This window comes from Nocardioides sp. CER19, assembly GCF_029846275.1.
Classification (GTDB): Bacteria; Actinomycetota; Actinomycetes; order Propionibacteriales; family Nocardioidaceae; genus Nocardioides.
In genome coordinates this window covers 435129-460856 of record NZ_JARVWS010000004.1, presented here as the reverse complement: position 1 = coordinate 460856, position 25728 = coordinate 435129, and the positions used below count along the sequence as shown (strand labels likewise).

At 70.3% G+C, this 25728-nt stretch carries 27 protein-coding genes; 12 read left to right on the top strand and 15 right to left on the bottom strand.

The genetic code is table 11. The features are described from left to right. Positions 1-54 precede the first annotated feature (54 nt). Together QDS12_RS21720 and QDS12_RS21715 are read left to right on the top strand one after the other, a co-directional pair. Positions 55-777 carry a response regulator transcription factor gene (locus QDS12_RS21720; protein ID WP_279883065.1) on the top strand — a complete coding sequence of 241 codons (723 nt, stop codon included), beginning with the start codon at positions 55-57 and terminating at the stop codon, positions 775-777. Next, positions 777-2192: a HAMP domain-containing sensor histidine kinase gene (locus QDS12_RS21715; protein WP_279883063.1), complete on the top strand. Its 1416-nt coding sequence runs from the start codon at positions 777-779 to the stop codon at positions 2190-2192. Before QDS12_RS21720 ends, QDS12_RS21715 begins: the two co-directional genes overlap by 1 nt. A 1-nt stretch (position 2193) precedes the next feature. Here the strand turns inward: QDS12_RS21715 and nadA are convergent, their stop codons facing one another. Genes nadA through QDS12_RS21700 form a run of 3 tightly spaced genes read right to left on the bottom strand, consistent with a single transcriptional unit; the run spans position 2194 to position 5284 of the window. After that, positions 2194-3360: a quinolinate synthase NadA gene (gene nadA / locus QDS12_RS21710; protein WP_279883061.1), complete on the bottom strand. Its 1167-nt coding sequence runs from the start codon at positions 3358-3360 to the stop codon at positions 2194-2196. Between the two features lie 15 nt (positions 3361-3375). Beyond that, on the bottom strand, positions 3376-4410 hold the full coding sequence (locus tag QDS12_RS21705) for a DUF695 domain-containing protein (protein WP_279883059.1): 1035 nt from the start codon (positions 4408-4410) through the stop codon (positions 3376-3378). Positions 4411-4417: 7 nt separating this feature from the next. Next, a complete protein-coding gene (locus QDS12_RS21700; RefSeq protein ID WP_279883057.1) occupies positions 4418-5284 on the bottom strand; it encodes a GNAT family N-acetyltransferase in 867 nt (288 codons plus the stop codon). Between the two features lie 45 nt (positions 5285-5329). Between QDS12_RS21700 and QDS12_RS21695 the strand changes: the two genes are divergently transcribed. Both QDS12_RS21695 and erpA read left to right on the top strand, forming a co-directional pair. After that, positions 5330-6403 carry a glycerate kinase gene (locus tag QDS12_RS21695; RefSeq protein ID WP_279883056.1) on the top strand — a complete coding sequence of 358 codons (1074 nt, stop codon included), beginning with the start codon at positions 5330-5332 and terminating at the stop codon, positions 6401-6403. Positions 6404-6475: 72 nt separating this feature from the next. Beyond that, positions 6476-6829 (top strand): iron-sulfur cluster insertion protein ErpA, encoded by a 354-nt coding sequence (gene erpA / locus QDS12_RS21690; RefSeq protein WP_192681187.1) that lies wholly within the window; start codon positions 6476-6478, stop codon positions 6827-6829. A gap of 82 nt (positions 6830-6911) precedes the next feature. On the opposite strand, the gene QDS12_RS21685 is transcribed toward erpA, so the two are convergent. After that, a complete protein-coding gene (locus tag QDS12_RS21685) occupies positions 6912-7163 on the bottom strand; it encodes a hypothetical protein (RefSeq protein WP_279883054.1) in 252 nt (83 codons plus the stop codon). A 64-nt stretch (positions 7164-7227) separates the two neighbouring features. Between QDS12_RS21685 and QDS12_RS21680 the strand changes: the two genes are divergently transcribed. Beyond that, complete coding sequence (locus QDS12_RS21680) at positions 7228-8208, top strand: carbohydrate kinase family protein (protein WP_279883052.1); 981 nt, start codon at positions 7228-7230, stop codon at positions 8206-8208. 7 nt (positions 8209-8215) lie between these two features. Here QDS12_RS21680 and QDS12_RS21675 read toward each other — a convergent pair whose 3' ends face one another. Together QDS12_RS21675 and QDS12_RS21670 are read right to left on the bottom strand one after the other, a co-directional pair. After that, complete coding sequence (locus tag QDS12_RS21675; RefSeq protein WP_279883050.1) at positions 8216-8452, bottom strand: sulfurtransferase TusA family protein; 237 nt, start codon at positions 8450-8452, stop codon at positions 8216-8218. Next, positions 8449-9564, bottom strand: a complete 1116-nt coding sequence (locus QDS12_RS21670) for an aminotransferase class V-fold PLP-dependent enzyme (RefSeq protein ID WP_279883048.1) — start codon at positions 9562-9564, stop codon at positions 8449-8451. The genes QDS12_RS21675 and QDS12_RS21670 overlap by 4 nt, the downstream gene beginning before the upstream one ends. Before the next feature lie 128 nt (positions 9565-9692). Here QDS12_RS21670 and coxB point away from each other — a divergent pair, with 128 nt between their 5' ends. From coxB to QDS12_RS21650, 4 genes are all read left to right on the top strand, one after another. After that, on the top strand, positions 9693-10655 hold the full coding sequence (gene coxB / locus QDS12_RS21665; RefSeq protein WP_279883046.1) for a cytochrome c oxidase subunit II: 963 nt from the start codon (positions 9693-9695) through the stop codon (positions 10653-10655). Continuing rightward, entirely contained in the window at positions 10652-12361 is a 1710-nt protein-coding gene (ctaD, locus tag QDS12_RS21660) for a cytochrome c oxidase subunit I (protein ID WP_279883044.1), read from the top strand. Before coxB ends, ctaD begins: the two co-directional genes overlap by 4 nt. After that, a complete protein-coding gene (locus QDS12_RS21655) occupies positions 12361-12777 on the top strand; it encodes a cytochrome c oxidase subunit 4 (RefSeq protein ID WP_279883042.1) in 417 nt (138 codons plus the stop codon). Before ctaD ends, QDS12_RS21655 begins: the two co-directional genes overlap by 1 nt. A 136-nt stretch (positions 12778-12913) precedes the next feature. Continuing rightward, the gene (locus QDS12_RS21650; RefSeq protein ID WP_279883040.1) at positions 12914-14131 is read left to right on the top strand and encodes an Ig-like domain-containing protein; all 1218 of its coding nucleotides are present in this window, start codon (positions 12914-12916) and stop codon (positions 14129-14131) included. Here the strand turns inward: QDS12_RS21650 and QDS12_RS21645 are convergent. From QDS12_RS21645 to QDS12_RS21625, 5 genes are all read right to left on the bottom strand, one after another. After that, entirely contained in the window at positions 14120-15178 is a 1059-nt protein-coding gene (locus QDS12_RS21645) for an LLM class flavin-dependent oxidoreductase (protein ID WP_279883038.1), read from the bottom strand. The two genes, QDS12_RS21650 and QDS12_RS21645, sit on opposite strands and share 12 nt — an antisense overlap. Before the next feature lie 119 nt (positions 15179-15297). Next, positions 15298-16983, bottom strand: coding sequence for a ubiquinol-cytochrome c reductase cytochrome b subunit (locus QDS12_RS21640; protein WP_279883517.1), 1686 nt, complete (start codon positions 16981-16983; stop codon positions 15298-15300). Between the two features lie 65 nt (positions 16984-17048). Further along, positions 17049-18176 carry a Rieske 2Fe-2S domain-containing protein gene (locus QDS12_RS21635; RefSeq protein WP_279883036.1) on the bottom strand — a complete coding sequence of 376 codons (1128 nt, stop codon included), beginning with the start codon at positions 18174-18176 and terminating at the stop codon, positions 17049-17051. Next, positions 18173-19039: a cytochrome c gene (locus QDS12_RS21630; RefSeq protein WP_279883514.1), complete on the bottom strand. Its 867-nt coding sequence runs from the start codon at positions 19037-19039 to the stop codon at positions 18173-18175. The genes QDS12_RS21635 and QDS12_RS21630 overlap by 4 nt, the downstream gene beginning before the upstream one ends. 40 nt (positions 19040-19079) lie before the next feature. Next, positions 19080-19727 (bottom strand): heme-copper oxidase subunit III, encoded by a 648-nt coding sequence (locus tag QDS12_RS21625; RefSeq protein ID WP_279883034.1) that lies wholly within the window; start codon positions 19725-19727, stop codon positions 19080-19082. A gap of 65 nt (positions 19728-19792) precedes the next feature. On the opposite strand from QDS12_RS21625, the gene QDS12_RS21620 reads away from it, so the two are divergent. From QDS12_RS21620 to trpD, 3 genes are all read left to right on the top strand, one after another. Further along, entirely contained in the window at positions 19793-20725 is a 933-nt protein-coding gene (locus tag QDS12_RS21620; protein ID WP_279883032.1) for a cytochrome c oxidase assembly protein, read from the top strand. 68 nt (positions 20726-20793) lie between these two features. Next, entirely contained in the window at positions 20794-21213 is a 420-nt protein-coding gene (locus QDS12_RS21615) for a hypothetical protein (RefSeq protein ID WP_279883030.1), read from the top strand. Positions 21214-21226: 13 nt separating this feature from the next. Beyond that, positions 21227-22255, top strand: a complete 1029-nt coding sequence (gene trpD, locus QDS12_RS21610; RefSeq protein WP_279883029.1) for an anthranilate phosphoribosyltransferase — start codon at positions 21227-21229, stop codon at positions 22253-22255. A gap of 12 nt (positions 22256-22267) precedes the next feature. On the opposite strand, the gene QDS12_RS21605 is transcribed toward trpD, so the two are convergent. From QDS12_RS21605 to QDS12_RS21590, 4 genes are read right to left on the bottom strand one after another with little or no spacing between them, the layout of a single operon-like run. Beyond that, entirely contained in the window at positions 22268-23773 is a 1506-nt protein-coding gene (locus QDS12_RS21605; protein ID WP_279883028.1) for a DUF2142 domain-containing protein, read from the bottom strand. Then, entirely contained in the window at positions 23770-24624 is an 855-nt protein-coding gene (locus QDS12_RS21600) for a glycosyltransferase (RefSeq protein WP_279883026.1), read from the bottom strand. Before QDS12_RS21600 ends, QDS12_RS21605 begins: the two co-directional genes overlap by 4 nt. Next, positions 24617-24970, bottom strand: coding sequence for a DUF2304 domain-containing protein (locus QDS12_RS21595; protein ID WP_279883024.1), 354 nt, complete (start codon positions 24968-24970; stop codon positions 24617-24619). Before QDS12_RS21595 ends, QDS12_RS21600 begins: the two co-directional genes overlap by 8 nt. Further along, positions 24967-25656 (bottom strand): glycosyltransferase family 2 protein, encoded by a 690-nt coding sequence (locus tag QDS12_RS21590; protein ID WP_279883022.1) that lies wholly within the window; start codon positions 25654-25656, stop codon positions 24967-24969. Before QDS12_RS21590 ends, QDS12_RS21595 begins: the two co-directional genes overlap by 4 nt. Positions 25657-25728: the final 72 nt, after the last annotated feature.

The window sequence follows — 25728 nt, the reverse complement described above, 5'->3', positions numbered from 1 at the left end:
CGCGGCACAGAGATGTCACAGGTTTCTCACAGACACGCCCGGCAGGGTGGAGCCATGACCGAGAGCGACACCCTGTCCCGCCCCGACGGCTCCCCGCTCCGGGTGCTGGTCGTCGACGACGAGGTCAACATCGCGGAGCTGATCGGTCTCGCGCTGCGCTACGAGGGCTGGCAGGTCCAGATGGCGCACACCGGCGCGAAGGCGGTCGCGGCGGCGAAGGACTTCGAGCCCGATGCCGTCGTGCTGGACATGATGCTGCCCGACTTCGACGGGCTCGAGGTCCTGCGCCGGGTCCGCATGTCCCAGCCGGACCTGCCCGTCGTCTTCCTCACCGCCAAGGACGCCGTCGAGGACCGCGTCGCCGGCCTCACCGCGGGCGGCGACGACTACGTCACCAAGCCGTTCTCGCTCGAGGAGGTCGTCGCCCGGCTGCGCGGTCTGATGCGCCGAGCGGGTGCCCGGCGGCAGACCACGAGCTCGGTCCTCACCGTCGGCGACCTCCGCCTGGACGAGGACAGCCACGAGGTCTTCCGGGGCGAGGACGAGGTCAGCCTGACGGCGACCGAGTTCGAGCTGCTGCGCTACCTGATGCGGAACCAGCGACGGGTGCTGTCGAAGGCGCAGATCCTCGACCGGGTCTGGAACTACGACTTCGGCGGCCAGGCCAACGTGGTCGAGCTCTACATCTCCTACCTGCGGAAGAAGATCGACGCCGGCCGGGAGCCGATGATCCACACGCTCCGTGGCGCGGGCTACGTCCTCAAGCCGGCCACCTGATGAGGTTCTTCGCGACGCTCACGTCGCGCCTGGTCGTCACCGCCGTGGCGCTGGTGGCGGTGGTCTGCGTGCTCATGGGCGCGGTCACCACCCTGGCGATGCGCAGCCAGCTGATGGACCGTCTGGACGCCGACGTGCGGTCGCTCGGCCGCCCGGGCCCGCCCAGCTCGCGCAACGTCGCGCCCGGGACCCTCCAGGTGATCCTCCCTGGAGAGGGCAGCTCAGTGCGTGCGCAGGGACAGATCTACAGCCGCGACGTCAACGACGAGGACACGATCACCGATCTCGACAACTTCGACGGCGTCCCGGTCGACGGGAACGTCCACACCGTGGAGGTGCCCGGTCACGGCAGCTATCGGGTGACCGCCCGCGACCTCCCGCTGCAGGTCGGTCAGACCCAGGAGGTCGTCACCCTCGTCACCGGTCTGCCGACCAAGACCGTCGACGACACCATCGCCGGGCTCCTCCGCTGGGAGGCGCTGCTCACGCTGCTGGGCATCGTCGCCGCGGCCGGCGCCGGCACGTTCGTCGTACGACGGCAGCTGCGCCCCTTGCGTGACGTCGCTGCGACCGCGCACACGGTGGCCGGGCTCCCGCTCGACACCGGCGACATCGGGGTGACCGAGCGCGTGCCGGAGCGGTTGACCGACGCCCGCAGCGAGGTGGGTCAGGTCGGCAACGCGCTCAACACGCTGCTGGAGCACGTGGAGTCGTCGCTCGCCGCGCGGCACCGCAGCGAGCAGCAGGTGCGGCAGTTCGTCGCCGACGCCTCGCACGAGCTGCGGACGCCGCTCACGACGATCCGGGGCTACACCGAGCTGGCCCGGCAGCACCCCGAGGACGCGGAGGCGGCCAAGGTCGCCTTCGCCAAGGTCGAGGAGGAGTCCGGCCGGATGACCTCGCTCGTCGAGGACCTGCTGCTGCTCGCGCGGCTGGACGCCGGCCGGCCGCTGGAGCACCACCCGGTGGACCTGACCCGGCTGCTCATCGAGGCCGCCTCCGACGCCCGCGTCGTCGACCCCGAGCGCCGCTGGCAGCTGGTGCTCCCCGCGAGCGCGGACCCCGAGTCGGATGCCGGCGTCCTCGTACCCGGCGACGAGCAGCGGCTGCACCAGGTGGTCACGAACCTGCTCGGCAACGCGACCCGCTACACGCCGCCGGGCACGACGGTCACGGTCCGGGTGCTGGCCGACGGCTTCGACGTGCACGACGACGGCCCCGGCTTCCCGCCCTCCATCGCGGCGCGCGCCTTCGAGCGGTTCGTGCGCGGTGACGAGTCACGGCACCGCGGCGGCGAGTCCGGTGCCGGCCTGGGACTCGCGCTGGTCCAGGCGATCGTGCAGTCGCACGGTGGCACGGTCGCGCTGCAGAGCCGCCCCGGCGACACCACGATCCGGGTCCGGCTCCCGCGCTGAGTCAGTCCTTCTCGATCTTGCCCGGCAGCTCGAGCATGCGCTCGAGGGCCACCTTGGCGTGGTGCTCCGTGTCGGCGTCGACCTCGATGACGTTGGGGACCACACCGCTGACCAGCGACTCCAGCGCCCAGACGAAGTGCGGCAGGTCGATCCGGTTCATGGTCGAGCAGTAGCAGACGTTGCGGTCGAGGAACACGATCCTCTTGTCCGGGTGCCGGGCGGCGAGCCGCTTGACCAGGTTGAGCTCGGTGCCGATCGCCCAGGCGGAGCCGGCCGGCGCCTCCTCGATCGTCTTGATGATGAACTCGGTCGACCCGACCAGGTCGGCCTTGAGCACGACCTCGTGCTGGCACTCGGGGTGCACCAGGATCTGGATCCCCGGGATCGTCTCGCGCAGGGCGTCGACGGTGTCGGGGGAGAAGCGGCCGTGCACCGAGCAGTGGCCCTTCCACAAGATCATCGTCGCGTCGGCGAGCTCCTCGGCGGTCAGGCCGCCGTTCGGCTGCCGTGGGTCCCAGACGACGCACTTGTCGAGCGGGATCCCGAGCTTGAGCACCGCCGTGTTTCGACCGAGGTGCTGGTCGGGCAGGAAGAGCACCTTCGTCCCCTGCTCGAACGCCCACTCCAGCACCGTCTGCGCGTTGGAGGACGTGCACACGACGCCGCCGTGGCGACCGCAGAACGCCTTGATGTCGGCGCTGGAGTTCATGTAGGTCACCGGCACGACCTGATCGGCGATCCCGGCAGCCGTGAGCGCCTCCCACGCGGCCTCGACCTGCCCGAGGCGAGCCATGTCGGCCATCGAGCAACCAGCGGCGAGGTCCGGCAGCACGACCTTCTGCGCCGGCGAGGTGAGGATGTCGGCCGACTCGGCCATGAAGTGGACGCCGCAGAAGACGATGAACTCCGCCTCCGGCCGCGCGGCCGCGTCGCGGGCGAGCTTGAAGGAGTCGCCGGTGACGTCGGCGAACTCGATGACCTCGTCGCGCTGGTAGTGGTGGCCGAGCACGAACACGCGGTCTCCGAGCGCCGCCTTGGCAGCCCGGGCGCGCTCGACGAGGGCGGGGTCCGAGGCGGGCGGCAGGTCCCCGGGGCACTCGACGCCCCGCTCGGAGTCGAGGTCGATGCCGCGGCCGAGCGGCAGCAGCGGGAGGTCGACGGTCGTCATGGCGGAATCGTACGGTCAGGTCGACAGGTGCCGGACCCGGTCCCACCCCGGGTCGGCGGCGACCTCCACCTCCGCGGTCCCCTCGGCCCACTCGAGCCGCTCGCGACGGAGCCGGGCCGGCGCGTCGGTCGCCCCGTCGGCGTACACGTGCAGCAGCCGTACGCCGGCGGCCGACTCGTGCGCCACGACCCGGCCGTCCGGTCCGAGGAGCTCCGCGATGCGCTGGTCGAGCGCGCGCAGCCCGTCGAGCGACGTGCCGGTCGGCAACCCCTCCTCGTCGCGCTGCGCGTAGGGCACCAGGACGCCGACGTGGTGGGTGAGCAACGGGGACACAGCGGGGTGCAGCGGGACCGTGACGGCCGCCTGGACCGGGCCCCGCGGCCCCTCGCCGCGCAGCAGCAGCCAGGAGGGGGCGCCGTCCTGGTCGACGTACTCGCTCTGCATCCGCTCGACGAACACGCGGAGCGGGGCGAGCCCGAAGCCGTCACGGGGCCTCAGCTCGCTCGGCGTGATCTCGCCGATCCACAGCTCCACGGCGGTCTGGCCGATCGTCGCATCGAGCGCGAGCAGGGCGAGCCGCAGACGTGCCTCCGCGGGGGCGTCGGCGAACGACGGGTGGTGCACCGTGACGTCGAGCCGGGTGCCGACCCGACGCGCCGCGACGGTGACGTCGCGCAGCGCGAGCGGCAGGCCGCCGTCGAGACCGATCGAGGCGTCGTCCGGATCGGGGAGCGGGGGTCGGACGTCGCTGTAGGACCAGGTCTCCGTCGCCGGCGGGGCGGCGAGCAGCCACCGACGTGCCAGTGCACGCAGCTCCGGCGTCCCCTCGGCGGAGACGACGAGCGCGTGCTCGCTGACGGTGCCCGCCACCAGCTCCCACGCCAGGTCGTCGTGGAGTCGGTCGACCCTGGGGCCGAGCACCGGCACGATGCGCTCGACGTCGCGCCCGGCCAGCGCGTCCGCGCAGAACGTCGCACCCTCCTCAGACCACCACGTCCAGAAGGCGGCGATGCGGTCGGACTCCGACGGCTTGCGGCGGAAGATGCTCACCCGGTCATCAAAGCAGCGCGCTGTGGTGGATGTAAGGAGCCGGCGCCCGCAGGCCCTTCAGTGCGAGGTAACCGCCCTGACCCAGCTGCAGGCGGGCGGCGACCCCCACGTCGAGGGCCCACTGGTTGGCGGCGGTGAGGTTCGGGACGACCACCGGTCCCGAAAGGTCGGCCAGCGCCGCCCACAGCAGTCTCGACGCGGTCCGACGGTTGCCGGCCGCGAGGAGGACGACGCGGCCCGTCGCCTCGACGTAGGCGTAGCCGGACCCGGTCGAGGTGTCGGACACCAGCAGTCGGCCGCCGGCGAGCAGGAGCTCGTGGTCGGGACCGTGCGCAGCGCCGCGGGTCGCGCGGTCGAGCGAGTCCAGCAGGTCGATGTCGGCGGCGCTCCCGTCGCGGACCTTCTCGATCACCGGGATGGTCGTCCGGTCGACCGTGCCGGTCAGGTGCATCTGCGGGTGCAGGTCGAAGCCGGCCAGCTTGTAGCGGCGTACCGCTCGCGGGTCCTCCGAGGCGGACAGCATGGCGTGCAGGCAGGCTCGGCCGTGGTGCATGGCGGCGGCGAGCAGCGCGGTGCCGATGCCGCCGCCCTGCCGGTCGGGGCGGACGGCGTACGTCGCCAGGAACCACGTGGTCTCCCGCACGAACGACGTCGCGAAGCCGATCATCCGACCCTCGTCCTCGGCGACCCAGCAGCCGCCGGGGTCGGTCCCGACCAGGTGCGTGGTCCGGCGCACCCACGCCGCGGAGTGTGCGCTCGTACGCCGGGCTGACCGCGCGGCGCCCGCGGAGCGTTGCGGCAACGCGGCGAACGCCTCGTCGCTGAGCGACTCGGCGACGGCCACGTCACTCCCGCGCATCGGCCTGATCTCCACCCGGCACACCCTAGGGGCCGGGCCGGACGCCCTAGGGTGCTCGCCATGAGGATCCTCGTGGCTCCCGACAAGTTCGCCGGGACGCTGACGGCCGTCGAAGCGGCGCAGGCGATCGGGACCGGCTGGCGCCGCCACGCGCCGGGCGACGAGCTCGAGCTGGTCCCGATGGCGGACGGCGGACCGGGCTTCGTCGACGTGCTGCACGCGACGCTCGGCGGCGAGCTGCTCGCCGTCACCGTCACCGGACCACACGGCGGGCCGGTCCCGGCCACGGTGCTGGTGGTCGAGGAGACCGCCTACGTCGAGTCAGCCCAGGCGTGCGGACTCGCGATCACCGGGGGGAGCGGCGCCGAGTCGGCCACGACGTACGGCGTCGGCGAGCTCGTCCTCGCGGCGGTCGACGCCGGCGCCCGGCGGGTCGTCGTCGGGCTCGGCGGCAGCGGCAGCAACGACGGCGGGGCCGGCCTGCTCGCGGCGCTCGGTGCGACCGCCGACCGACCACTGGACGGCGGCGGCGCGGCGCTCACCGGGATCACGAAGGTCACCGTGCCGACGCCTCCCGGCGTGGAGATCATCGCGGCGAGCGACGTGGACAGCCCGCTGACCGGGCTCTTCGGCGCCACGAAGGTCTACGGGCCGCAGAAGGGGCTGACCGAGGAGCAGCTGCCCGCGCTGGACGGAGCGCTCCAGGACCTCGCGGCCGCGGCCGACCGACGGCTCGCCCTCGCGCCGGGCGCCGGCGCCGCCGGCGGGCTCGGCTACGGGCTGCTGCTGCTCGGGGCGGAGCGCCGACCGGGGCTCGCGCTCGTCGCGGACGCCGTCGGGCTCCGCGACCGCGCGCGGTCGGCCGACCTGGTCGTCACCGGCGAAGGCGCCTTCGACTTCTCCAGCCGCTCCGGCAAGGTGCCCGCCGGGGTCGCCGACGTCGCGGCCGAGGTGGCCCGGCCCTGCGTCCTGCTCGCGGGCAGGGTCGACGTGGGGGCCCGGGAGATGCGGGCGCTCGGCATCGAGTCGGCCTACTCCCTGCTCGAGACGGTGGGGGAGGAGCGGGCCTTCGCCGACCCGGCGGGGTCCTTGGAGGCACTCGCCGAGCGGGTCGCGCGCAGCTGGTCGCGGTGAGGAGGAATAACCGTCGATGACTTAGGATTGGAGCGAAGGACAGACCCCGCACCCACCACACAGGGAGCCACCATGACCGACACCACCTTCGAGCGCCGCGCCGACAGCATCAACCTGAGCCCCGTGGCGGCCGCCAAGGTGAAGAGCCTGCTGGAGCAGGAGGGTCGTGACGACCTCTCGCTGCGCATCTCCGTGCAGCCCGGTGGCTGCTCCGGCCTGCGCTACCAGCTCTTCTTCGACGAGCGCACCCTCGACGGCGACGTCGTCACCGACTTCGACTCCGTGTCGGTCGTCGTCGACCGCATGAGCGTGCCCTACCTCAACGGCGCGATGATCGACTTCGTCGACACCATCGAGAAGCAGGGCTTCACGATCGACAACCCGAACGCCACGGGTTCCTGCGCCTGCGGCGACTCGTTCCACTGAGTCGCACACGCACCGCAGACAACAGCCCCCGCCGGGTTTCCGGCGGGGGCTGTTGCATCCAGGGAGGGATGGCCAGGAGAGGTCAGTCGAGGTCCAGGTCCAGCGCGGCCGCGATACGGCGGGCGGCGACGGTCGGGTGGATCTCGGGCTTCCTCATCTCGCGGAAGTCCTCGAAGCGAAGGGACACGGGGCCGCGCGCGGCGGCCCGTGCGACGGAGTCGAACGAGGCCGGCAGCGCCAGCCGGGCACCGGCGGCACGGCAGTCGGCGGTCAGCTCGGACGGGGTCGAAGGGTCGTCGTAGGCCAGTCCGGAGACATGGTCGGCAGCGCTCATGCGTACGACGCTATGAACTACCGATGGGTACTCCAAGCGGTACCAACGGGTAGTGTTCCGGCACGTGTCTGGAAGCCTCCTGATCGCCGCGTCGATCGCCACCGACCACCTGATGACCTTCCGCGGCAAGTTCGCCGACTCCCTCGTCGTGGAGCAGCTCGACAAGCTGTCCGTGAGCTTCCTCGTCGACGACCTGGAGATCCGCCGCGGCGGCGTCGCGGCCAACATCTGCTTCGGCCTCGGCAAGCTCGGGCTCTCCCCGGTGCTCGTGGGTGCGGTCGGCGAGGACTTCGGCGACTACCGGTCGTGGCTGGAGCGACACGGGGTCAACTGCGACCACGTGTATGTGTCCGAGTCCCGGCACACCGCCCGCTTCGTGTGCACCACCGACGACACGATGGCCCAGTTCGCCAGCTTCTACCCCGGCGCGATGTCCGAGGCGCGGCTCATCGAGCTGACCCCCATCGTCAAGCAGGTCGGCGACCCGAGCTACGTGCTCATCGGCGCCGACGACCCGGACGGCATGCTCCGCCACACCGAGGAGTGCCGCCAGCACGGCTACCCGTTCATCGCCGACCCGAGCCAGCAGCTGGCCTTCGGCAGCGGCGAGCTGATCCAGCAGCTCGTCGACGGCGCCGCGCTGCTGTTCTCCAACGAGTACGAGTCGCACCTCATCGAGTCCAAGACCGGCTGGAGCGCCGCGGAGGTGCTCGACCGGGTCGGTACCCAGGTCACCACGCTCGGCGCCGACGGCGTGCGGATCACCCGCCGCGGCGAGGACCCGATCGTCGTGCCGGCCTGCAAGAACGTCGCGGCGGTCGAGCCGACGGGCGTCGGTGACGCGTTCCGTGCCGCGTTCCTCGCGGCCACCGCGTGGGGCCTCGGCCTGGAGCGGTCGGCGCAGGTGGGCTGCACCCTGGCGGCGTACGTCGTCGAGACCGTCGGCACCCAGGAGTACTCCTTCACCAGCCAGCAGTTCCTCGACCGGCTGAGCGAGAGCTACGGGACGGAGGCGGCCGCGGAGGTCGCCCCGCACCTGGGCTGAGCGAGCCTCAGCTCAGACGCCTGACGAGGTAGACCGGCACCCCGTCGGGGGCGGTCTCCTCGCCGGCGTACTCCTGCTGCCGGAGCCGGCACCAGGCCGGTACGTCGTGCCGCGCCGCCGGGTCGTCGGAGGCGACGCCCAGCACCGCGCCCGGCTCGACGTCGGTCAGGTGCCGGGCGAGCTCGATGATCGGGCGCGGGCAGGGCATGCCGCGGCAGTCCAGCGTCGTCGCGGCGACCGTCACAGCGCCACCTCGGCGCGCAGGTCGCTCACGACACCGGGCAGCACGTCGAGGAGCCGCTCGACGTCCTCGCGCGTCGCGTCCCGGGTGAGGGAGAGCCGCACGTTGCCGTGCGTCAGCGCACCCATCGCCCCGAGCACGCGCGACGGCTCGCGCGTGTCGACGGCGCACGCCGAGCCGCTGGCGATGCCGAAGCCGCGGCGGTCCAGCTCGGTCACCAGCGCCTCGCCGTCGACGTAGAGGCACGAGAAGGTCACCAGGTGGGGGAGCCGCTCGACCGGGTCCCCGACCAGGTCCACGTCGGGGATCGCCACGACCCGGGCGCGGACGAGGTCGATCAGCTCTCGCTGCCGCGCGCCCACGTCGTCGCGCTCGGCCACGACGGCCTGGAGGGCGGCCGCCGCCGCCAGCGCCCCGGGCACGTGGGTGAACCCGTGGTCGGTGCGCTCGGTGGGGTCGGGCGCCGGGAAGGGGTAGCGCCAGCGCGCCGTCCGACGCACGACCAGGACCCCGACGCCGCCGGGGCCGCCCCACTTGCGCGCGGAGCCGGCCACCGCCGTCCACGCCGCCGGCAGCGGCAGCCGCCCCATGGACGCGCACGCGTCCACGAGGAGCGGCACGCCGTCGAGCCCGGCGGCGATCTCGTCGACCGGCTGGACCGTGCCGACCTCGTGGTTCGCCTGCTGTACGACGACCAGGCCGGTGCGCCCCGCACGGGTGGCCGCGGCCACCGAGCCGGCGTCGGCGCGTCCCGTCGCGTCCACCTCGACGGACCGGACCGGCAGGCCCGCCCACGAGGCGGCGTCCAGGACCGACTGGTGCTCGACCGCGGTGGTGACGACGGCGCTGTTCGTCGACGGCGCGAGCCCGAGCAGCCCGGCGTGGACGGCGGCTGTCCCCGAGGTCGTGAACAGGACCTCGTCGCGGCGCACGCCGAGGGAGGCGGCCACGACCTCGCGGGCGTTGTCGAGCAGCAGCCGGGCGTCGCGGCCGGGGCCGTGCAGCCGGCGCGGATCCGCGTACCCACGCTCCACGCCGGCCGCCAGGACGTCTCGTGCGGCCGGGTGAAGAGGCTCCGCCGACGCCGCGTCGAGATAGACCGCGGGATAGATCACATCGCAACCCTAAGGCCCACCCCGCGGGCCGCCGGGGGGAGCGGTTCCGCTAATGTGCGACCAGTGAGCCCGTCCCCGCAGAGGGGTACGGGACCCAAGCCGTGAATGCTCGAGAGAGAGGCTCGTTCGTGGGTCTGCACTTGCCCGGAAAGCCGGGGGGCCGGCGACTGGCGGGGAAGACGTCCCTGTTGGTCGCGCTGGCCGCCGCCGTCGTACTGCTGGGGGGCTGCTCGTCGGAGACGAAGGACGAGTGGAAGCGGGCGGCCATGCCCGATCCCGCCTCGGCCCAGGGCGAGCACAACCTCTCGCTGTGGCAGGGCGCCTGGATCGCCGCGATGATCACCGGAGTCATCGTCTGGGGCCTGATCTTCTGGTCCATCTGGCGCTACCGCCGCCGCAGCGAGGCGGACATCCCCGTCCAGACGCGCTACAACCTGCCGATCGAGATCTTCTACACGATCGCGCCGGTCCTCATGGTCATCGTGTTCTTCACCCACACGGTCCGGACCCAGAACATCATGCTCGACGAGGGCAAGGTCGACAACACGATCGAGGTCGTCGGCCAGCAGTGGTCCTGGACGTTCAACTACGGGATCGGCACCCGCGACGGCTCGGCCGACGACGACCCGACCGACATGAAGTTCCCCTACGACAGCTACGTCTACGAGGCCGGCACCGCGGAGCGCATCCCGACGCTGGTGCTGCCCGTGGGCGAGACCACGCGCTTCAACCTGCACAGCCCCGACGTCATCCACGACTTCGGCGTCCCCGCCTTCATCATGAAGATGGACGTCGTCCCGGGCCGTGTGAACCACTACGCGATCACCCCGACGCGCCTCGGCGAGTTCAAGGGCAAGTGCTTCGAGCTCTGCGGCACCTACCACTCGCGCATGCTGTTCAACGTCAAGGTGGTCAGCGAGGCCGACTACGCGAGCTACCTCCAGGACCTGCAGAACAAGGGTCGCGAGACCACGAAGCCCCTGCTCGGCGGCTCGGAGGCCTACACGCAGGACGGTCTCAACACCCAGCCCGGCGGCGAGGGTGGCCAGGTGGGCGGCGACAGCGCTGATTCTGAAGGAGACAACCAGTGACCGCGACCGCATCGCCCTCGACCGCGACCCCGAGCGGGCGCCGGCCGTTGGGGCAGCTGGCCTACCGTCTGCTGACGACCACCGACCACAAGCTGATCGGCAAGCTCTACTTCGTCACGGCGTTCGCCTGGTTCCTCATCGGCGGCGTGATGGCGCTGATCATCCGCGCGGAGCTGGCCTTCCCCGGCAACCAGATCGTCAACGAGGAGCTCTACAACCAGCTCTTCACCATGCACGGCACGATCATGCTGCTGCTCTTCGCGACGCCGCTGTTCTTCGCCTTCGGCAACGCGATCATGCCGCTGCAGATCGGTGCGCCTGACGTCGCGTTCCCGCGACTGAACATGTTCAGCTACTGGTTGTTCCTCTTCGGTGGCCTCATCGCCGCGTCCGGCTTCCTGACCCCGCTCGGTGCCGCCGACTTCGGCTGGTTCGCCTACACGCCGCTGTCGGACGCCGTCCGAAGCCCCGGCGTCGGCGGTGACCTCTGGATCATGGGCCTCTGGATGGCCGGTCTCGGCACCATCCTCGGCGCGGTCAACTTCATCACGACCATCATCTGCATGCGTGCCCCCGGCATGACGATGTTCCGGATGCCGATCTTCGTCTGGAACACCCTCATCACGTCGCTGCTCGTCCTGATCGCGTTCCCGGTCCTCGCCGGTGCGCTGCTCTCGCTCGAAGCCGACCGCCAGCTCGGCGCGCACGTCTTCGACGCCTCCCACGGCGGCGCGATCCTCTGGCAGCACCTGTTCTGGTTCTTCGGGCACCCCGAGGTCTACATCATCGCGCTGCCGTTCTTCGGCATCATCTCCGAGATCCTGCCGGTCTTCAGCCGCAAGCCGATCTTCGGCTACGTCGGCCTGGTCGGCGCGACGACCGGCATCGCGGTGCTGTCCGTCGCCGTGTGGGCCCACCACATGTTCGTCACCGGTGCGGTCGACCTGCCGTTCTTCTCCGGCATGACCTTCCTCATCGCGGTGCCGACCGGCGTGAAGTTCTTCAACTGGATCGGCACCATGTGGGGCGGCTCGATCAGCATGGACACCCCCATGCTCTGGTCGATCGGCTTCCTGACCACCTTCCTCTTCGGTGGTCTGACCGGCGTCATCCTGGCCAGCCCGCCGCTGGACTTCCACGTCTCGGACTCCTACTTCGTGGTCGCCCACTTCCACTACGTGGTCTTCGGCACCGTCGTGTTTGCGATGTTCGCCGGCTTCTACTTCTGGTGGCCCAAGCTGACCGGCAAGATGCTCAACGAGCGTCTCGGCAAGATCCACTTCTGGCTGCTGTTCATCGGCTTCCACACCACCTTCCTCGTCCAGCACTGGCTGGGCGTCGAGGGCATGCCGCGCCGGTACGCCGACTACCTGCCGTCCGACGGGTTCGAGACGCTCAACCAGGTCTCGACGGTGGGCGCGTTCCTGCTGAGCCTCTCGATGGTGCCGTGGTTCCTCAACCTGTGGGTGACCCGCAAGGCGCCCAAGGTCGAGGTCGACGACCCGTGGGGCTGGGGCCGCTCGCTCGAGTGGGCCACGTCCTGCCCGCCGCCGCGCCACAACTTCTCGGTGCTTCCGCGGATCCGGTCGGAGTCCCCGGCGTTCGACCTGCACCACCCCGAGATCGCGGCGCTCGAGCTGGAGTCCGAGGACGAGCTCGCGGTCCACATCCCCGGCAAGTCCACGCACACGGAAGGTGACGCCTGATGAAGTCCGAGACCTGGATCTTCGTGGCCTGCACCATCTTCTTCGTGCTGGTCACCCCGGCCTACGCGCTGGTCACCGGCGCGTCGGAGCACGGCCTGGACTGGACGGGCACCTCGGCGCTCACCATGGCCACGCTGCTGACCGGCATGGTGTCGCTCTACCTCGGCTTCCACGCGAAGCGGATGGAGGCGCGCCCGGAGGACCGCAAGGACGGCGAGATCGCCGACGGTGCCGGCGAGCTCGGCTTCTTCCCGCCGTACTCGTGGTGGCCGCTGTGGTGCGGCGCGACGCTCGCCATCATCGTGTTCGGTGCGGCGATGGCCGCCTACTGGCTGATGATCATCGGCGGCGCCCTCGGTGCGATCGCCCTCGCGGGCCTCGTTTTCGAGTACTACCGGGGCGAGCACGCCCACTGAGGTCACAGACAGATCACGAAGGCCCGCCGGCTGCAACCAGCCGGCGGGCTTTTCCGTCCCAAGAGGAGTGGAAGTTAGGGTGGGGCCCGGCCGGGTCCCAGGACCTGTCCAACGAGTCGTCTGTCTGGAGAACGCCATGGGGTTCCTTCGCAACGCCAAGTCCGCGGCACTGCTGCTGAGTGCCGTGACCGCTGCGGCTCTCCTGACAGGCTGCCAGGCCGACGACGGCGCCCCCGATACGGGGGGTGTCGAGGCCAGCACCAGCGGTAGCCCGTCGCCGTCCCAGACGCCGACCGACCCGGTCGCGATCACCTCCAACGTCGCCAAGGGCGAGCGCGGCGTCCCGGTCGACCGCCGCGTGAGCGCGAAGGTCACCGACGGCCGCCTCGAGGGCGTCACGCTGACCGCGGGCAAGACGACGATCACCGGCAAGGTGGCCGCCGACGGCGCCTCCTGGACGGCCGACGACCTCCTCGAGCCCGACACGCTCTACACCTTCGACGCCAAGGCCCAGGGTCAGCAGGGCGGCACGACCGAGCGCCGGCTGCGGTTCAGGACCGAGGCGCTGAGCCTCAAGCAGCAGACCTACCCGTCGGTGGCCCCGCTCAACGGCGAGACCGTCGGGATCGGCATGCCGGTGATCGTCACGTTCGACGTCCCCGTGACCAACAAGAAGGCGTTCGAGCGGCACATGACGGTCACGAGCCAGCCGGCTCAGAAGGGCTCGTGGCACTGGTTGAGCGACCACGAGGCGCACTGGCGGCCGGCAACGTACTGGCAGGCCGGCACCGACGTCGACGTCGACGTCGCCATCAACTCGGTGCCCGCGGGCAACGGCGTCTACGGCCAGGAGGACCGCAAGCTCAGCTTCCACGTCGGCGACTCGCACATCTACCGCGTCAACACCCAGACCCACCAGATGAAGGTGTGGGTCAACAAGAAGCTGGCCCGCACGATCCCGATCACCACCGGCAAGGACGGCTTCACCACCCGGTCGGGCACCAAGGTCATCATCGAGAAGTTCGCCACCAAGCGGATGCGCTCGGAGACGATCGGCATCGGCAAGAACAACCCCGAGTACTACGACCTCGACGACGTCCAGTGGGCGATGCGGCTGACCTACTCCGGTGAGTTCATCCACGCGGCGCCGTGGTCGGTCGGCTCCCAGGGCTACGCCAACGTCTCCCACGGCTGCACCGGCATGAGCACGGCGAACGCGAAGTGGCTCTACGACATGAGCCGCCGTGGCGACGTCGTCGAGTACTCCGGAACCAACCGGCCGATGGAGTTCGGCAACGGCTACGGCGACTGGACCGAGTCCTTCGCCGAGTACGCCAAGGGCTCAGCCCTCTAGGACTGGCTCCGCAAGGAGCTCGCGCACCCGCGGGATCACCTGGGTGCCGTAGAGCTCGATCGACCGCATCAGCTGCTCGTGCGGCATCGTGCCGTTGCTGTACTTGAGGTCGAACCGCGCCGCGCCCAGCGTCCGCACGGTCCGCGCGATCTTGCGCGCCACCGTCTCGGGGGAGCCGGCGTAGAGCGAGCCCTGGGCGATCTCGTGGTCGTACTCCCGGCGGGTGGCGGGCGGCCAGCCGCGCTCGGCGCCGATCCGGTCGCGGTTGGCCTTGAAGTGCGGGAAGAGCAGCTCGGCAGCCTCGGTGTCGGTGTCCCACACGAAGCCGGGGGAGTGCACCCCGACCGGCAGCTTGCCCGCCGCCGGGCTCAGCTCGTCGAGGGCGCGGTGGTAGAGCTCGACGTACGGCGCGAAGCGGGCCGCGTCGCCGCCGATGATCGCGAGCATCAGCGGGAAGCCGTAGCGAGCGGCCCTGACGACCGACTCGGGGGAGCCGCCGACGCCGACCCAGGCGTTGACGGAGCCGCGCTCGGTCTTCGGGTAGACCTCGGCGTGGAACGGACCGCGGACGCTGCCGTTCCAGCTGACGTGACCCTCCGAGCGCAGCTGCGCGAACAGGTCGAGCTTCTCGCTGAACAGCCGCTCGTAGTCGGACAGGTCGAAGCCGAACAGCGGGAAGGACTCGGTGAAGGAGCCGCGGCCGAGGGTGACCTCCGCGCGGCCGCCGGAGACCGCGTCCAGGGTGGCGGTCTTCTCGTACACCCGGACGGGGTCGTCGGAGCTGAGCACCGTCACCGCGGTGCCGAGGATGATCCGTTCGGTGCGGCCGGCGATCGTGGCCAGGACGATCTCGGGCGCGCTGATCGCGAAGTCGGCGCGGTGGTGCTCGCCGACGCTGAACGCGTCGATGCCGACCCGCTCGGCCAGGACCGCCTCGTCCACGACGTTGCGCAGCACCTGCGCGTGGGGGAGAGGAGCGCCGTCGGCGTCCCAGGTGACGTCCCCGAAGGTGTCGAGTCCGAACTGCGTCGCGCCGAGATCCGTCATGGGTTCCCTCCTGGAGTGCTGGTCGACCGGTCAACGCGGCCGCCGGGGCCGATGTTCCGAAATGCCGGGAGGGCCGGCCCGTCGGGTGACGGGCCGGCCCTCCCGGCGTGGTGCTGCGATCAGTGGTGCTCGGGTCGGATCGGCTCCTCCGAGACCGGGTGGCGGCCGTCGAAGTGGTGACCCTCGGCCGAGTGGCCGTCGAGCGCCTCCAGCTCGTGAGCCTCGTGGTCGGCGTGGTGGTGCGCCTCCTCGAGCTCGGCGGTCGTCGGCTTGTCGACGTCGTCCGCGTAGTAGAGCGTGCGGATCTTGTCGCGGAAGCCGCTGAGCCGACCCTTCGGGGCAGGAACGCCGTTGGTGTCGTCCTGCGTCGCCGGGGTGAGCTGCTCCGCGCTGCGGTCGCGGACCGTGAGCGTGTAGGCCCTGGCCTCGCTGATCGGGAGGTGCTTCTCGTAGTAGCTGCCCTCCGGCGTCCGCATGATGACGCCGCTCTCGTAGCCGTGGAGGAGCATCTCGTTGTCGTGGCGCTGGAGGCTGATGCAGATCCGGCGGGTCACGAGGAACGTGATGATCGGCAGGATGAACACCGCAGCACGCAGGAAGTACGTGATCTGGTTGATCGAGGCGTGCAGCTTGATGGCGATCAGGTCGTTGCCGCCCGCGGCCCAGAAGCAGGCGTAGATGGTCATCAGCGCGACCATCGTCGCCGTCCGGGTCGGAGCGTTGCGCGGGCGCTGGAGCAGGTGGTGCTCGCGCTTGTCACCCGTGATCCAGCCCTCGATGAAGGGGAGCAGGAGCAGCACGGTGAAGAGCAGGCCGGGCAGGACGATGATCGGCAGGAAGATGTTCCACGACCAGGTCGAGCCCCAGAAGTGCGACTCGATGCCCGGCATGATGCGCAGCGCGCCGTCTGGCCAGCCCATGTACCAGTCCGGCTGGGAGCCGGCCGTGACCTTCGTCGGGTCGTAGGGTCCGAACTTCCACACCGGGTTCAAGGACATCAGACCACCCATGAGGGCGGTGACGCCGAAGACGATGAAGAAGAACCCGCCGGCCTTGGCGGCGTACACCGGGAGCATCGGGAAGCCGACGACGTTGTTCTCGGTGCGGCCGGGGCCAGGCCACTGCGTGTGCTTGTGGTAGACGAGCAGCAGCATGTGAGCGGCGATCAGCGCCAGCAGCAGGCCTGGGATCAGCAGCACGTGGATCGTGTAGAGGCGCGGGATGATCGCGTCGCCTGGGAACTCGCCTCCGAAGAGGAAGAACGAGATGTAGGTGCCGACGATGGGGATCGACTTGATGAAGCCGTCGGCGGCCCGGATGCCGGTACCGGAGAGCAGGTCGTCCGGCAGCGAGTAGCCGGTGAAGCCCTCGAGGGTGCCGAGCAGCAGCAGGAGCGAGCCGATCACCCAGTTGAGCTCACGCGGCTTGCGGTGCGCGCCGGTGAAGAACACGCGCAGCAGGTGGATCATCATCGCCGCGATGAAGAGCATGGCCGCCCAGTGGTGCATCTGGCGCATGAGGAGGCCGCCACGCACGTCGAAGCTGATGTTCAGCGCCGACGCGTAGGCCTCCGACATGCTGATGCCGCGGAGCTGGTTGTAGGAGCCCTGGTAGGTCACCTCGGCCATCGACGGCCGGAACCACAGCGTCAGGAAGACACCGGAGAGCAGCAGGACGACGAACGACCACAGCGCGATCTCGCCGAGCATGAACGACCAGTGGTCGGGGAAGACCTTGCGCAGGTTCTTCTTGCCCATCGCCGCGAGGCCGAGGCGCTCATCCGCCCAGCCGGCCGCGGCGCCCACCTTGGAGGGCTTCGAGGCGACGGCGGCGGTCCTGTTGGAGGCGGCCACCTTGGAAGTGTCGATGCTCACGACTTGAGCTCCTTAGCAACCTCTTCGGGACTCTTGGTGTTGCGCTCCCAGTAGCTCGGGCCGACCGGCTCGAGGAAGTCGCTGAGCGCGATGAGGTAGCCCTCGTCGTCGACGCCCAGCGGCAGCTGGGGCAGGTGCCGGCCGGCCGGACCGAAGACGACCTTGCCGGAGTCGGCGAGGTCGAAGGTCGACTGGTGGCAGGGGCACAGCAGGTGGTGCGTGGTCCGCTCGTTGAGCGAGATCGGGCAGCCGACGTGCGTGCAGATCTTGGAGTACGCCACGATGCCGTTGACCGACCAGTTGCGGGTCACGTCGCTGACGATGTCCGCGGGGTCCATCCGCAGCATCACGATCGCGGCCTTGGACTTGGCGATCTGGCGGTGGGCACCCTCGAGCTCGGGGTAGCCGTTCTCCTCGGTGGGGAAGAGCGCCTCCGGCTCGGCGTTGAACAGGTCGCCGATCTGGATGTCGGACGCCTTGATCGGCGTACCGACGACGTCGCGGACGACGCGCATGCCCTTGTTCCAGATGGTGTGCTCGAGACCGGCGCCCGGGTACTCGCCGACGACCTGGTGGGGGAGCGGGCCGAGGTCGCGGAGCATGACGACGGCCGGGGCGATCAGCAGGGCGACGGAGCCGAGGAGCGTGTTGCGCACCAGCGGCCGGCGGCCGATGCCGGACTCCTCGAGGCCGGCGTTGAGCGCGGCGAGGGTCTGGGAGCGGTCGGCCTCCGAAGAGGAGGCGGGGTGCCGCTCCTCGGAGATCTCGTGGTCGCCCATGAGCTTGCGGGCCCACTGGATGACACCGATGCCGATGAAGAGGAGGGCGAGGCCGAGGCTCACGCCGAGGGCGACGTTGGACGCGCCGAGGCCGATGAAGGTGTGGCCGTCGACGCCACCCTTGATGGTGATGTAGGAGACGACGAAGAGGACGGTGCAGATCGCCGACAGGCCGAAGAGCGTCGCGACCTGGCGCTCGGCACGCTTCTCGGCCCTCTCGTCGACGTCGGTCGGCCGCCACACGTGCCCCGGGAGGCCGGGGTCGGGCAGCAGCGCGTCCGTCGTCGCGTTGATGGGCTCGTGCCCAGGCTCGTGCCCAGGCTCGTGGCTGGTCGGGGCGCTCACGCCTGCGACTCCTTCTTCTTGGTCGAACGGGTGGTGTGGGCCGCGATCCAGACAGCGAACGCCACGCAGACGCCGAGGCCCACGATCCAGGCGAACAGACCCTCGCTCACCGGGCCGAGCGCACCGAGGCTGAAGCCGCCGAAGCCGGGCTGGTCGCGCATGGACTGGATGTAGGCGATGACGTCACGCTTCTCCTCCGGCGACAGGTTGCCGTTGGAGAAGTTGTCCATCGGGCCGGGGCCGGTCAGCATGGCCTCGTAGATGTGCTTGGGGGAGGTGTCGAGGATGCGCGGCGCGTAGCCGCCTCGCGGCATGGCGCCGCCCTCGCCCGTGAAGTTGTGGCACGCGGTGCAGTTGGTCAGGAAGATCTGACCGCCGCGGACGACCGCCGCCTGCTTCTCCTCGTCGGTGAGCCCGGTGGTCGAGTAGTCGGCCTCGGTCGGGATGGCGGGGCCGGGGCCCAGCGAGGCGACGTACGCCGCGAGGGCGGCGATCTCGTCGTCGTTGTAGGTCTGCGGCTTGGCCGGCCCCTGCTGGCCGGGCGCGGCGAGCGGCATGCGGCCGGTGCCGACCTGGAAGTCGACCGCCGCGGCGCCGACGCCGACGAGGCTCGGGCCGATCAGCTTGCCGTTGACGTCGGTCTGACCCTCGCCGTTCTGGCCGTGGCAGAAGGCGCAGCCGACCAGGAAGAGCTCACGACCCTCCTTGACCAGCTGCTCGTCGCTGGCCGTCGAGGAGGCCGAGGAGCTGGGGGAGAGGGCGGCGTAGAGGCCGCCGCTGACGAGCAGTCCGAGCAGCAGTACCGCAAGCCCGGCGACGGGGCCGCGACGGTGGCGCGAAAGACGACCGGCGGAGCGGTTCAGGAAACGCAATTCGAAGTCCTCACTCAGTCTGCTGCGCAGGTCACTTGATGATGTAGATCGTGGCGAACAGCCCGATCCAGACCACGTCCACGAAGTGCCAGTAGTACGAGACGACGATCGCGCTCACCGCCTGCTCGTGCGTGAAGGTCCGCGCGATGTAGGTGCGGCCGAGCACGAAGAGGAACGCGATCAGGCCGCCGGTGACGTGGAGACCGTGGAAGCCCGTGGTCAGGTAGAACATCGTCCCGTAGGCCGAGTCCGGGATCGTGACGCCCTCCTGGATGAGGGAGGCGTACTCGGTGGCCTGACCCGCGATGAAGATCGAGCCCATGATGTAGGTCAGGATGAACCACTCGCGCAGGCCCCAGCCGCCGACGTTCAGCAGGCCGCCGGAGCGGCCGACCTTGCCGGCCTCAGCCTTGAAGACGCCCATCTGGCAGGTCACCGACGACAGCACCAGGATCGTGGTGTTGACCGCGGCGAACGGGACGTTCAGCTTCTCGGTGTTCTGGGGCCACAGCTCGGGGCTGACGGAGCGGATCGTGTAGTACGCCGCGAACAGGGCCGCGAAGAACATCAGCTCGCTCGAGAGCCAGATGATCGTCCCGACGCTGACCATGCTCGGTCGGTCGTGCTGCCCCGTCAGACGGGAGGCCGGAATCGCAGAAGCAGTCGCCACGGACGCCATTATGTCGGTCCTCCTTTCCCAGGGCACCCCGGCCCCCTCTCTGAGGGGGTCATAAAGTTCAGACCGTGGTTCTTCCCCCGCTCAGTACCCCTCCTGACCTGCCTCAGTTCGGGCTCTCCCGGCTGTTCACGGAGTGGGGGCTGGCGCCGATCCCGTTCATCGTCACGGTCTGGGTGGTGGGCCTTTACCTGTGGGGCGTCTGGACGCTGAAGCGGCGCGGGGACCACTGGCCGGTCGGCCGGACGCTCGCCTTCGTCGTTGTCGGCATGGGGTCGTTCTTCCTCGCGACGTCCTCCGGGCTGGCGGCGTACGACACCACGCTGCTGTCCGTCCACATGGTCCAGCACATGGTGCTCTCCATGCTCGTGCCGCTCTCCCTGGCGCTGGGTGCGCCCGTCACGCTGGCGCTGCGGACCCTGACGCCCCGGCCCCGGCGCTGGCTGCTCGCCGTTCTCCACTCGCGGGTGGTGAAGGTGCTGTCCTTCCCGCCGCTGACGTTCGTGCTCTACGTCGTCTCGCCGTGGGCGCTCTACTTCTCGGGCTGGTACACGGCCTCGCTGCACTCCGACTACGTGCACGAGATGATGCACCTGCACCTGGTGCTGGTCGGCTCGCTGTTCTTCTGGCCGCTGATGGGCATCGACCCCATCCCGGGCCGGGTCGCCTACCCGTTCCGGCTGCTGCTCATCGTGCTGACGCTGCCGTTCCACGCCTTCCTCGGCATCACGATCATGGGTCAGACCGACCTGATCGGCGGCACCTGGTACCCCGACCTCCACGACGGCCCCATGGGGGCGTGGCTCCCCGACCCGCACGACGACCAGCACCTCGCCGGCGGGATCCTCTGGGGTGCCGGTGACCTCGTCGGCCTGGTGTTCTTCGGGGTGCTGTTCACCCAGTGGGTCCGGGCCTCGATGAAGGAGGCCGCGCGCGAGGACCGGCGCCTGGACCGGTTGGAGGCGCGGGAGCGTGCTGCGGCGGAGCATCATCTCCCTTGAGACACCGCCGGGGCGGCGTTCGTGACATCTGTCGGCCGGTGACCCCTCGCGGGGGTAGAGTCCGGGCCGTGACCGCGCAGAAGCCGCTCCGTGTGCTCGTCTACAGCGACGACATCGACATCCGCCAGCAGGTCATCCTGGCCCTCGGGCGACGCCCGCACCGCGACCTGCCGGAGGTCGAGTACGTCGAGGTCGCCACCGAGCCGGTCGTCATCCAGAACCTGGATGCCGGCGGGATCGACCTGGCCATCCTCGACGGCGAGGCGGTGCCCGCGGGTGGCATCGGGATCGCCAAGCAGCTCAAGGACGAGATCTACGACTGCCCGCCGGTCGTCGTACTGACCGGGCGTCCGCAGGACGCCTGGCTCGCGACCTGGTCGCGCGCCGACGCCGCGGTGCCGCACCCGCTCGACCCGATCCGGCTCGCGGAGACCGTCGTGGGGCTGCTGCGCGACCGCGTGCCCGCGACCGTTCCCTCCGCTGGCTGAGCCTGTCGAAGCCATGAGCAGCACCTGGCCCGACGTGCTCGGGGCCCTCGTCGCGCGCGCCGATCTCACCGCCGAGCAGGCCCGTTGGGCGATGGGCGAGATCCTCGGCGGGCAGGCCACCGACTCCCAGATCGCCGGCTTCGCCGTGGCGCTGCGCGCCAAGGGCGAGACCATCGACGAGATCCGCGGCCTGGCCGACGGCATGCTCGCCCGCGCGAACCAGATCTCGGTGCCGGGCCGGCTGCTCGACATCGTCGGCACCGGCGGTGACCGCTCCATGTCGGTCAACATCTCGACGATGTCGGCCATCGTCGCGGCCGGCGCGGGCGCGAAGGTGGTCAAGCACGGCAACCGGTCGGCGTCGTCCCAGTCAGGCTCGGCAGACGTGCTCGAGGCGCTCGGCATCCGCCTCGACCTGCCGATCGACCGCGTCGCGTCCGTGGCCGAGACCGCCGGGATCACGTTCCTATTCTCGGCTGCCTTCCACCCGGCCATGCGCTACGCCGCGGTCCCGCGCCGCGAGCTCGGCATCGGCACCGCCTTCAACTTCCTCGGCCCGCTGACCAACCCCGCCCGGCCGCAGGCGAACGCGATCGGCTGTGCCGACGTACGCATGGCGCCCGTGATGGCAGGCGTCTTCGCCGAGCGCGGGCTCGACGCCTGGGTCTTCCGCGGGGACGACGGGCTCGACGAGCTGACCACCACGACGACCTCCCACGTGTGGCGGGTGCGCGACGGTGTCGTGACCACGCACACGGTCGACCCCGCCGACCTCGGCATCACCCGGTCCACCGCCGAGGCCCTGCGCGGCGGGGACGTCGCCTTCAACGCACAGGTCGTACGTCGCCTGCTGGCCGGCGAGCCCGGCCCCGTCCGCGACGCCGTCGTGCTCAACGCCGGCGCGGCGCTCGCCGTCTACGACGGTGACACCGACGACGACCTGACCGATGAGCTCGCCGTCGGGATCGCCAAGGCGGCCGAGGCGATCGACTCCGGTGCCGCTCAGGCCGTGCTCGACCGGTGGGTCGGCGCCTCCGCTTGACCTCGTCGGGCCTTATCGAGCCGCTGGAACCGCGGTCACCGAGTCGTCCGACGGCCTGACCTCGTCGATCGGGCCTCCGGAACCCGCCTCGAGAGATGGGCGGCCGTTCGTCGCATCGAGGGCAGCCCAGAGCTGAAGGCCTCCCCCGAGGACGACGAGCGTGATGAGCACTGCGTCGGGCACGACGACCCACTCGCTGCTGTGGGCCAGCGGGCTGATGCGTTGCTCGCGGTTCTGCACGTGGAGCGTGCTCATGAGCTCGGTGACGATCGCGACCAGTGAGACCCCGACAAGAGCCACCCAGTCCGGAATCGGAACGGGCCGGCGATCGAGGACCAGGCCGATCAGCAGGAAGAACCCGACCGTGAACGGCAACGCATAGCGGCCCTGCCAACCGAAGCCCTGGTCCGCGTACATCGCGACCGTCGCGGCGATCGACACTGCGCTGGTCAACAGCCAGATCGCGGCGAGCGTGAGGCGCTCGGTCCTGGATGCCCGGACTGCTGCGACGGCCGCGACTGAGCCGGCGGTGGCGAAGGCGATCACGTAGAGGAGGTAGGGCGCGAACTCGGTTCGCGTCGGGAATGCGGCGACCGACTGGAAGAACCACAGCGCGTACTGCGCGGGGAGCTCGTCGAGAAGCGAGTTCTCCACCGTCCCGCTGGGGGCGACGAAGTTCGAGTGGGCGGTGAAGATCCACACCGCTACCGCGGCCGTCATGAGCGCGACCGCGCTCATGGCCACCCACGCGGCTCGTCGGCTCAGCAGTCCGCGGATCCGCTTCCGGCCCGCGAGTGCCGCAGCGCAGAGGACGATCAGCAGGCACCAGAGCGGCCCCATGGTCCGGAGTGCGACCAGCGGCAGTGCACCGGCGGTCGCGAGCCAGATGTAGTGCCGATCGTCCGCACCATCGGAGCGAACGATGCCGAGGAGCGCTGACCACAACAGGAGTCCCGCGGCCATCTCCACGCCGTTCGGGGCGACGATGGCGGTGGAGTAGACCAAGACGGGCGTCAGCGCCAGGGCCAGTCCCACGAGGGGCCAGCGGGTTCGCGCCCAGCGTCTCAGAGTGACCGCCGCGAGGGCGGTCAGGAAGCTGCTGATGAGCATCGTGGCGATTCGCATCGCATAGAGCGCCGTGACCCCGTGGAACGGGCGCCCCACCGAGCCGACGACGAGGTAGAACAGCGGGATCGACTGCGCCTGGGCGCTCGCGACCTCCGCCATTCCGCTCCCGAGGTCACGTTGTGCTGCGCAGTTGTCCCACGTCGTGTACCGGAGGCTGTAGCAGACGGGTCCGGCGGCATCGACGATCGTGCGATCCGCCGGGACGAACCAGCCCCAGCCCTGTGGTGAGGCTCGGTGGCTGTTGCTGAAGTCGCCGTGGGCGACGTCCGAGGCGCGGTAGGCATGGTCGTGCTCGTCGATCCCGCGGAACGGCGGAACGGCGAAGCACCAGGCAGCCTGCAGGAGAACCAGACCGATCAGGAAGGTCAGCAAGAATCGACGGTCGCTCATGCGACGAGTGGTCCCCTCGCACGGATCAGGAGATGGTGGAGCCGTGAGGTGACCCGCCAGCGCGCTGCCCGTGCCGCACGCTTCCAGCCTGCGGACTCGCATCGTCCGGCGATCTCGTCCAGCAGACGCGCCTCCTCGTCGAATCGCTCGCGTGACGCCGCGGTCAGGGAGGACGCACTGTCGCCGTGTCGTCGGTAGTGAAAGACGACCGTCGGGTCGAGCGCGAGGCTTCCGCCCTGCATCAGCACCCTCACGAGCAGCTCGAGGTCCAGCGTCGTCGGCAGGTCGTCCCGGAAGCCGAGCGCTGCGATCGCGTCGCGGCGCCAGCAGAGGGCCGGGAAGTAGGTCCAGTTCCCGTGCATGAGCGACGTGACCAGCCGTTCTCCCTCCAGCTCGGTGGGCTGGCCGATCCGCGGCGCGAGTGCCCGCTTGATGCGGTCGCCGACGGGCCGGGTGAGATGCCCCCGCCCGTCGATCACGGAGACCCCCGGGCTCAGGACGTCGGCGCCGCCGAAACGGGAGATCATCCCGCGTAGCACGCGCACGTAGTCAGGAAGCATGACGTCGTCGCAGCCGAAGAAGACGATGTACGGAGCTGTCGAGGTGTCGAGGCACTTCTGGAAGTTCCCGCACACCCCGAGCTGAGAGGCGTTCTGGGCATGGCTGATGCGTGTGTCTCCGAGACTGGCGATCCATGCCGCGGCGTCGAACCCCGGCTGGTGCCCGTCTTCGATGACACGCAACGTCCACGCGCCGTCCGACTGGGACACGACGCTCGCTACCGCACGGCGGAAGAGCCCGGGATCGCCATGGAACGGCATGCAGATCTCGACGACCGGCGCCTCAGACACCGGCGGCGTCCTTGTTCTCGACCACGTCCAGCTCGAGGAGAGCGTGTGCCCGTGTCAGCCGGGCCAGCTTGTCCTCGAGGTCCTGAACACGGAGGCGCTGGGCGATCGTCGACAGTGTGAAGACGACGACCAGCACGTAGAGCACCAGGCTGGGCGCCTCGCGCACACCGACGGCGTGCGCGGCCCACGACACGGTGTCGGGGAACAGCACGCCTACGATCCATGCGGCGGCGATGAGGAGACTGCTGATGCGAGCGAGCGCCAGCCGGCCGCCAGTCGGCTTGCCCTTGAGCACCCACCAGCTGGCGAGAGCCAGGCCGGCGAGGAGGAATACCTTGATGATCACGCGCTGGCCCTCATCCGCGCAGCGGTGAGGTCGTAGACGATGTTGAAGGCGTTGAGGTTCGACTGTCCCTTCGACCGTGAGTAGTCGGAGTAGAGCATCGTCACGGGGTGCTCCTGCCAGGTGAGCGACGCCGCGCCGATCCGGGACTCGATCTCCGACGCGTGGGCCATGCCGCGGTGGCGTAGATCCATGGCGGCCAGCGCGCGTCGGTTCAGCACCCGCAGCCCATTGTGCGTGTCGGTGAGCGCGAGACCCGTGGTGCGTCGCGAGTAGCGGAGTGCCGCGGCCATGAGCACGCGGCGCGCGATCGGCTGGCCCTCCGTGCGGCCGAGGTTGCGCGAGCCGAGCAGGATGTCGACCCCCGTCTCTGTGGCGACGCTGAGCATTGCGAGGGCGTCCTCGATGCGGTACTGGCCGTCCGCATCGAACGTGACGGCGTGCGTCGCCGACGTCCGGGAAAGGACGTAGTCGAACCCGGTCTGCAGGGCAGCTCCCTGTCCGAGGTTGACCCGATGCGTTAGGACGATGCCGCCCGCAGCGCGGGCCGCAGCCGCGGAGCCGTCGCGGCTGCCATCGTCGACGCACACCACGTGGCTGAAGTGCTCACGCAATCCGGCGACGACGTCCCCGACGACGGCTGCCTCGTTGTACATGGGGACAACTACCACTGCCTGCCAGGACTCCATGGCCACCTCCTACCTCGAAAGCGAGGCTAGGGACGCGTGGAGGCCGCGACGAGAGTGATGCGTTAAGAATGT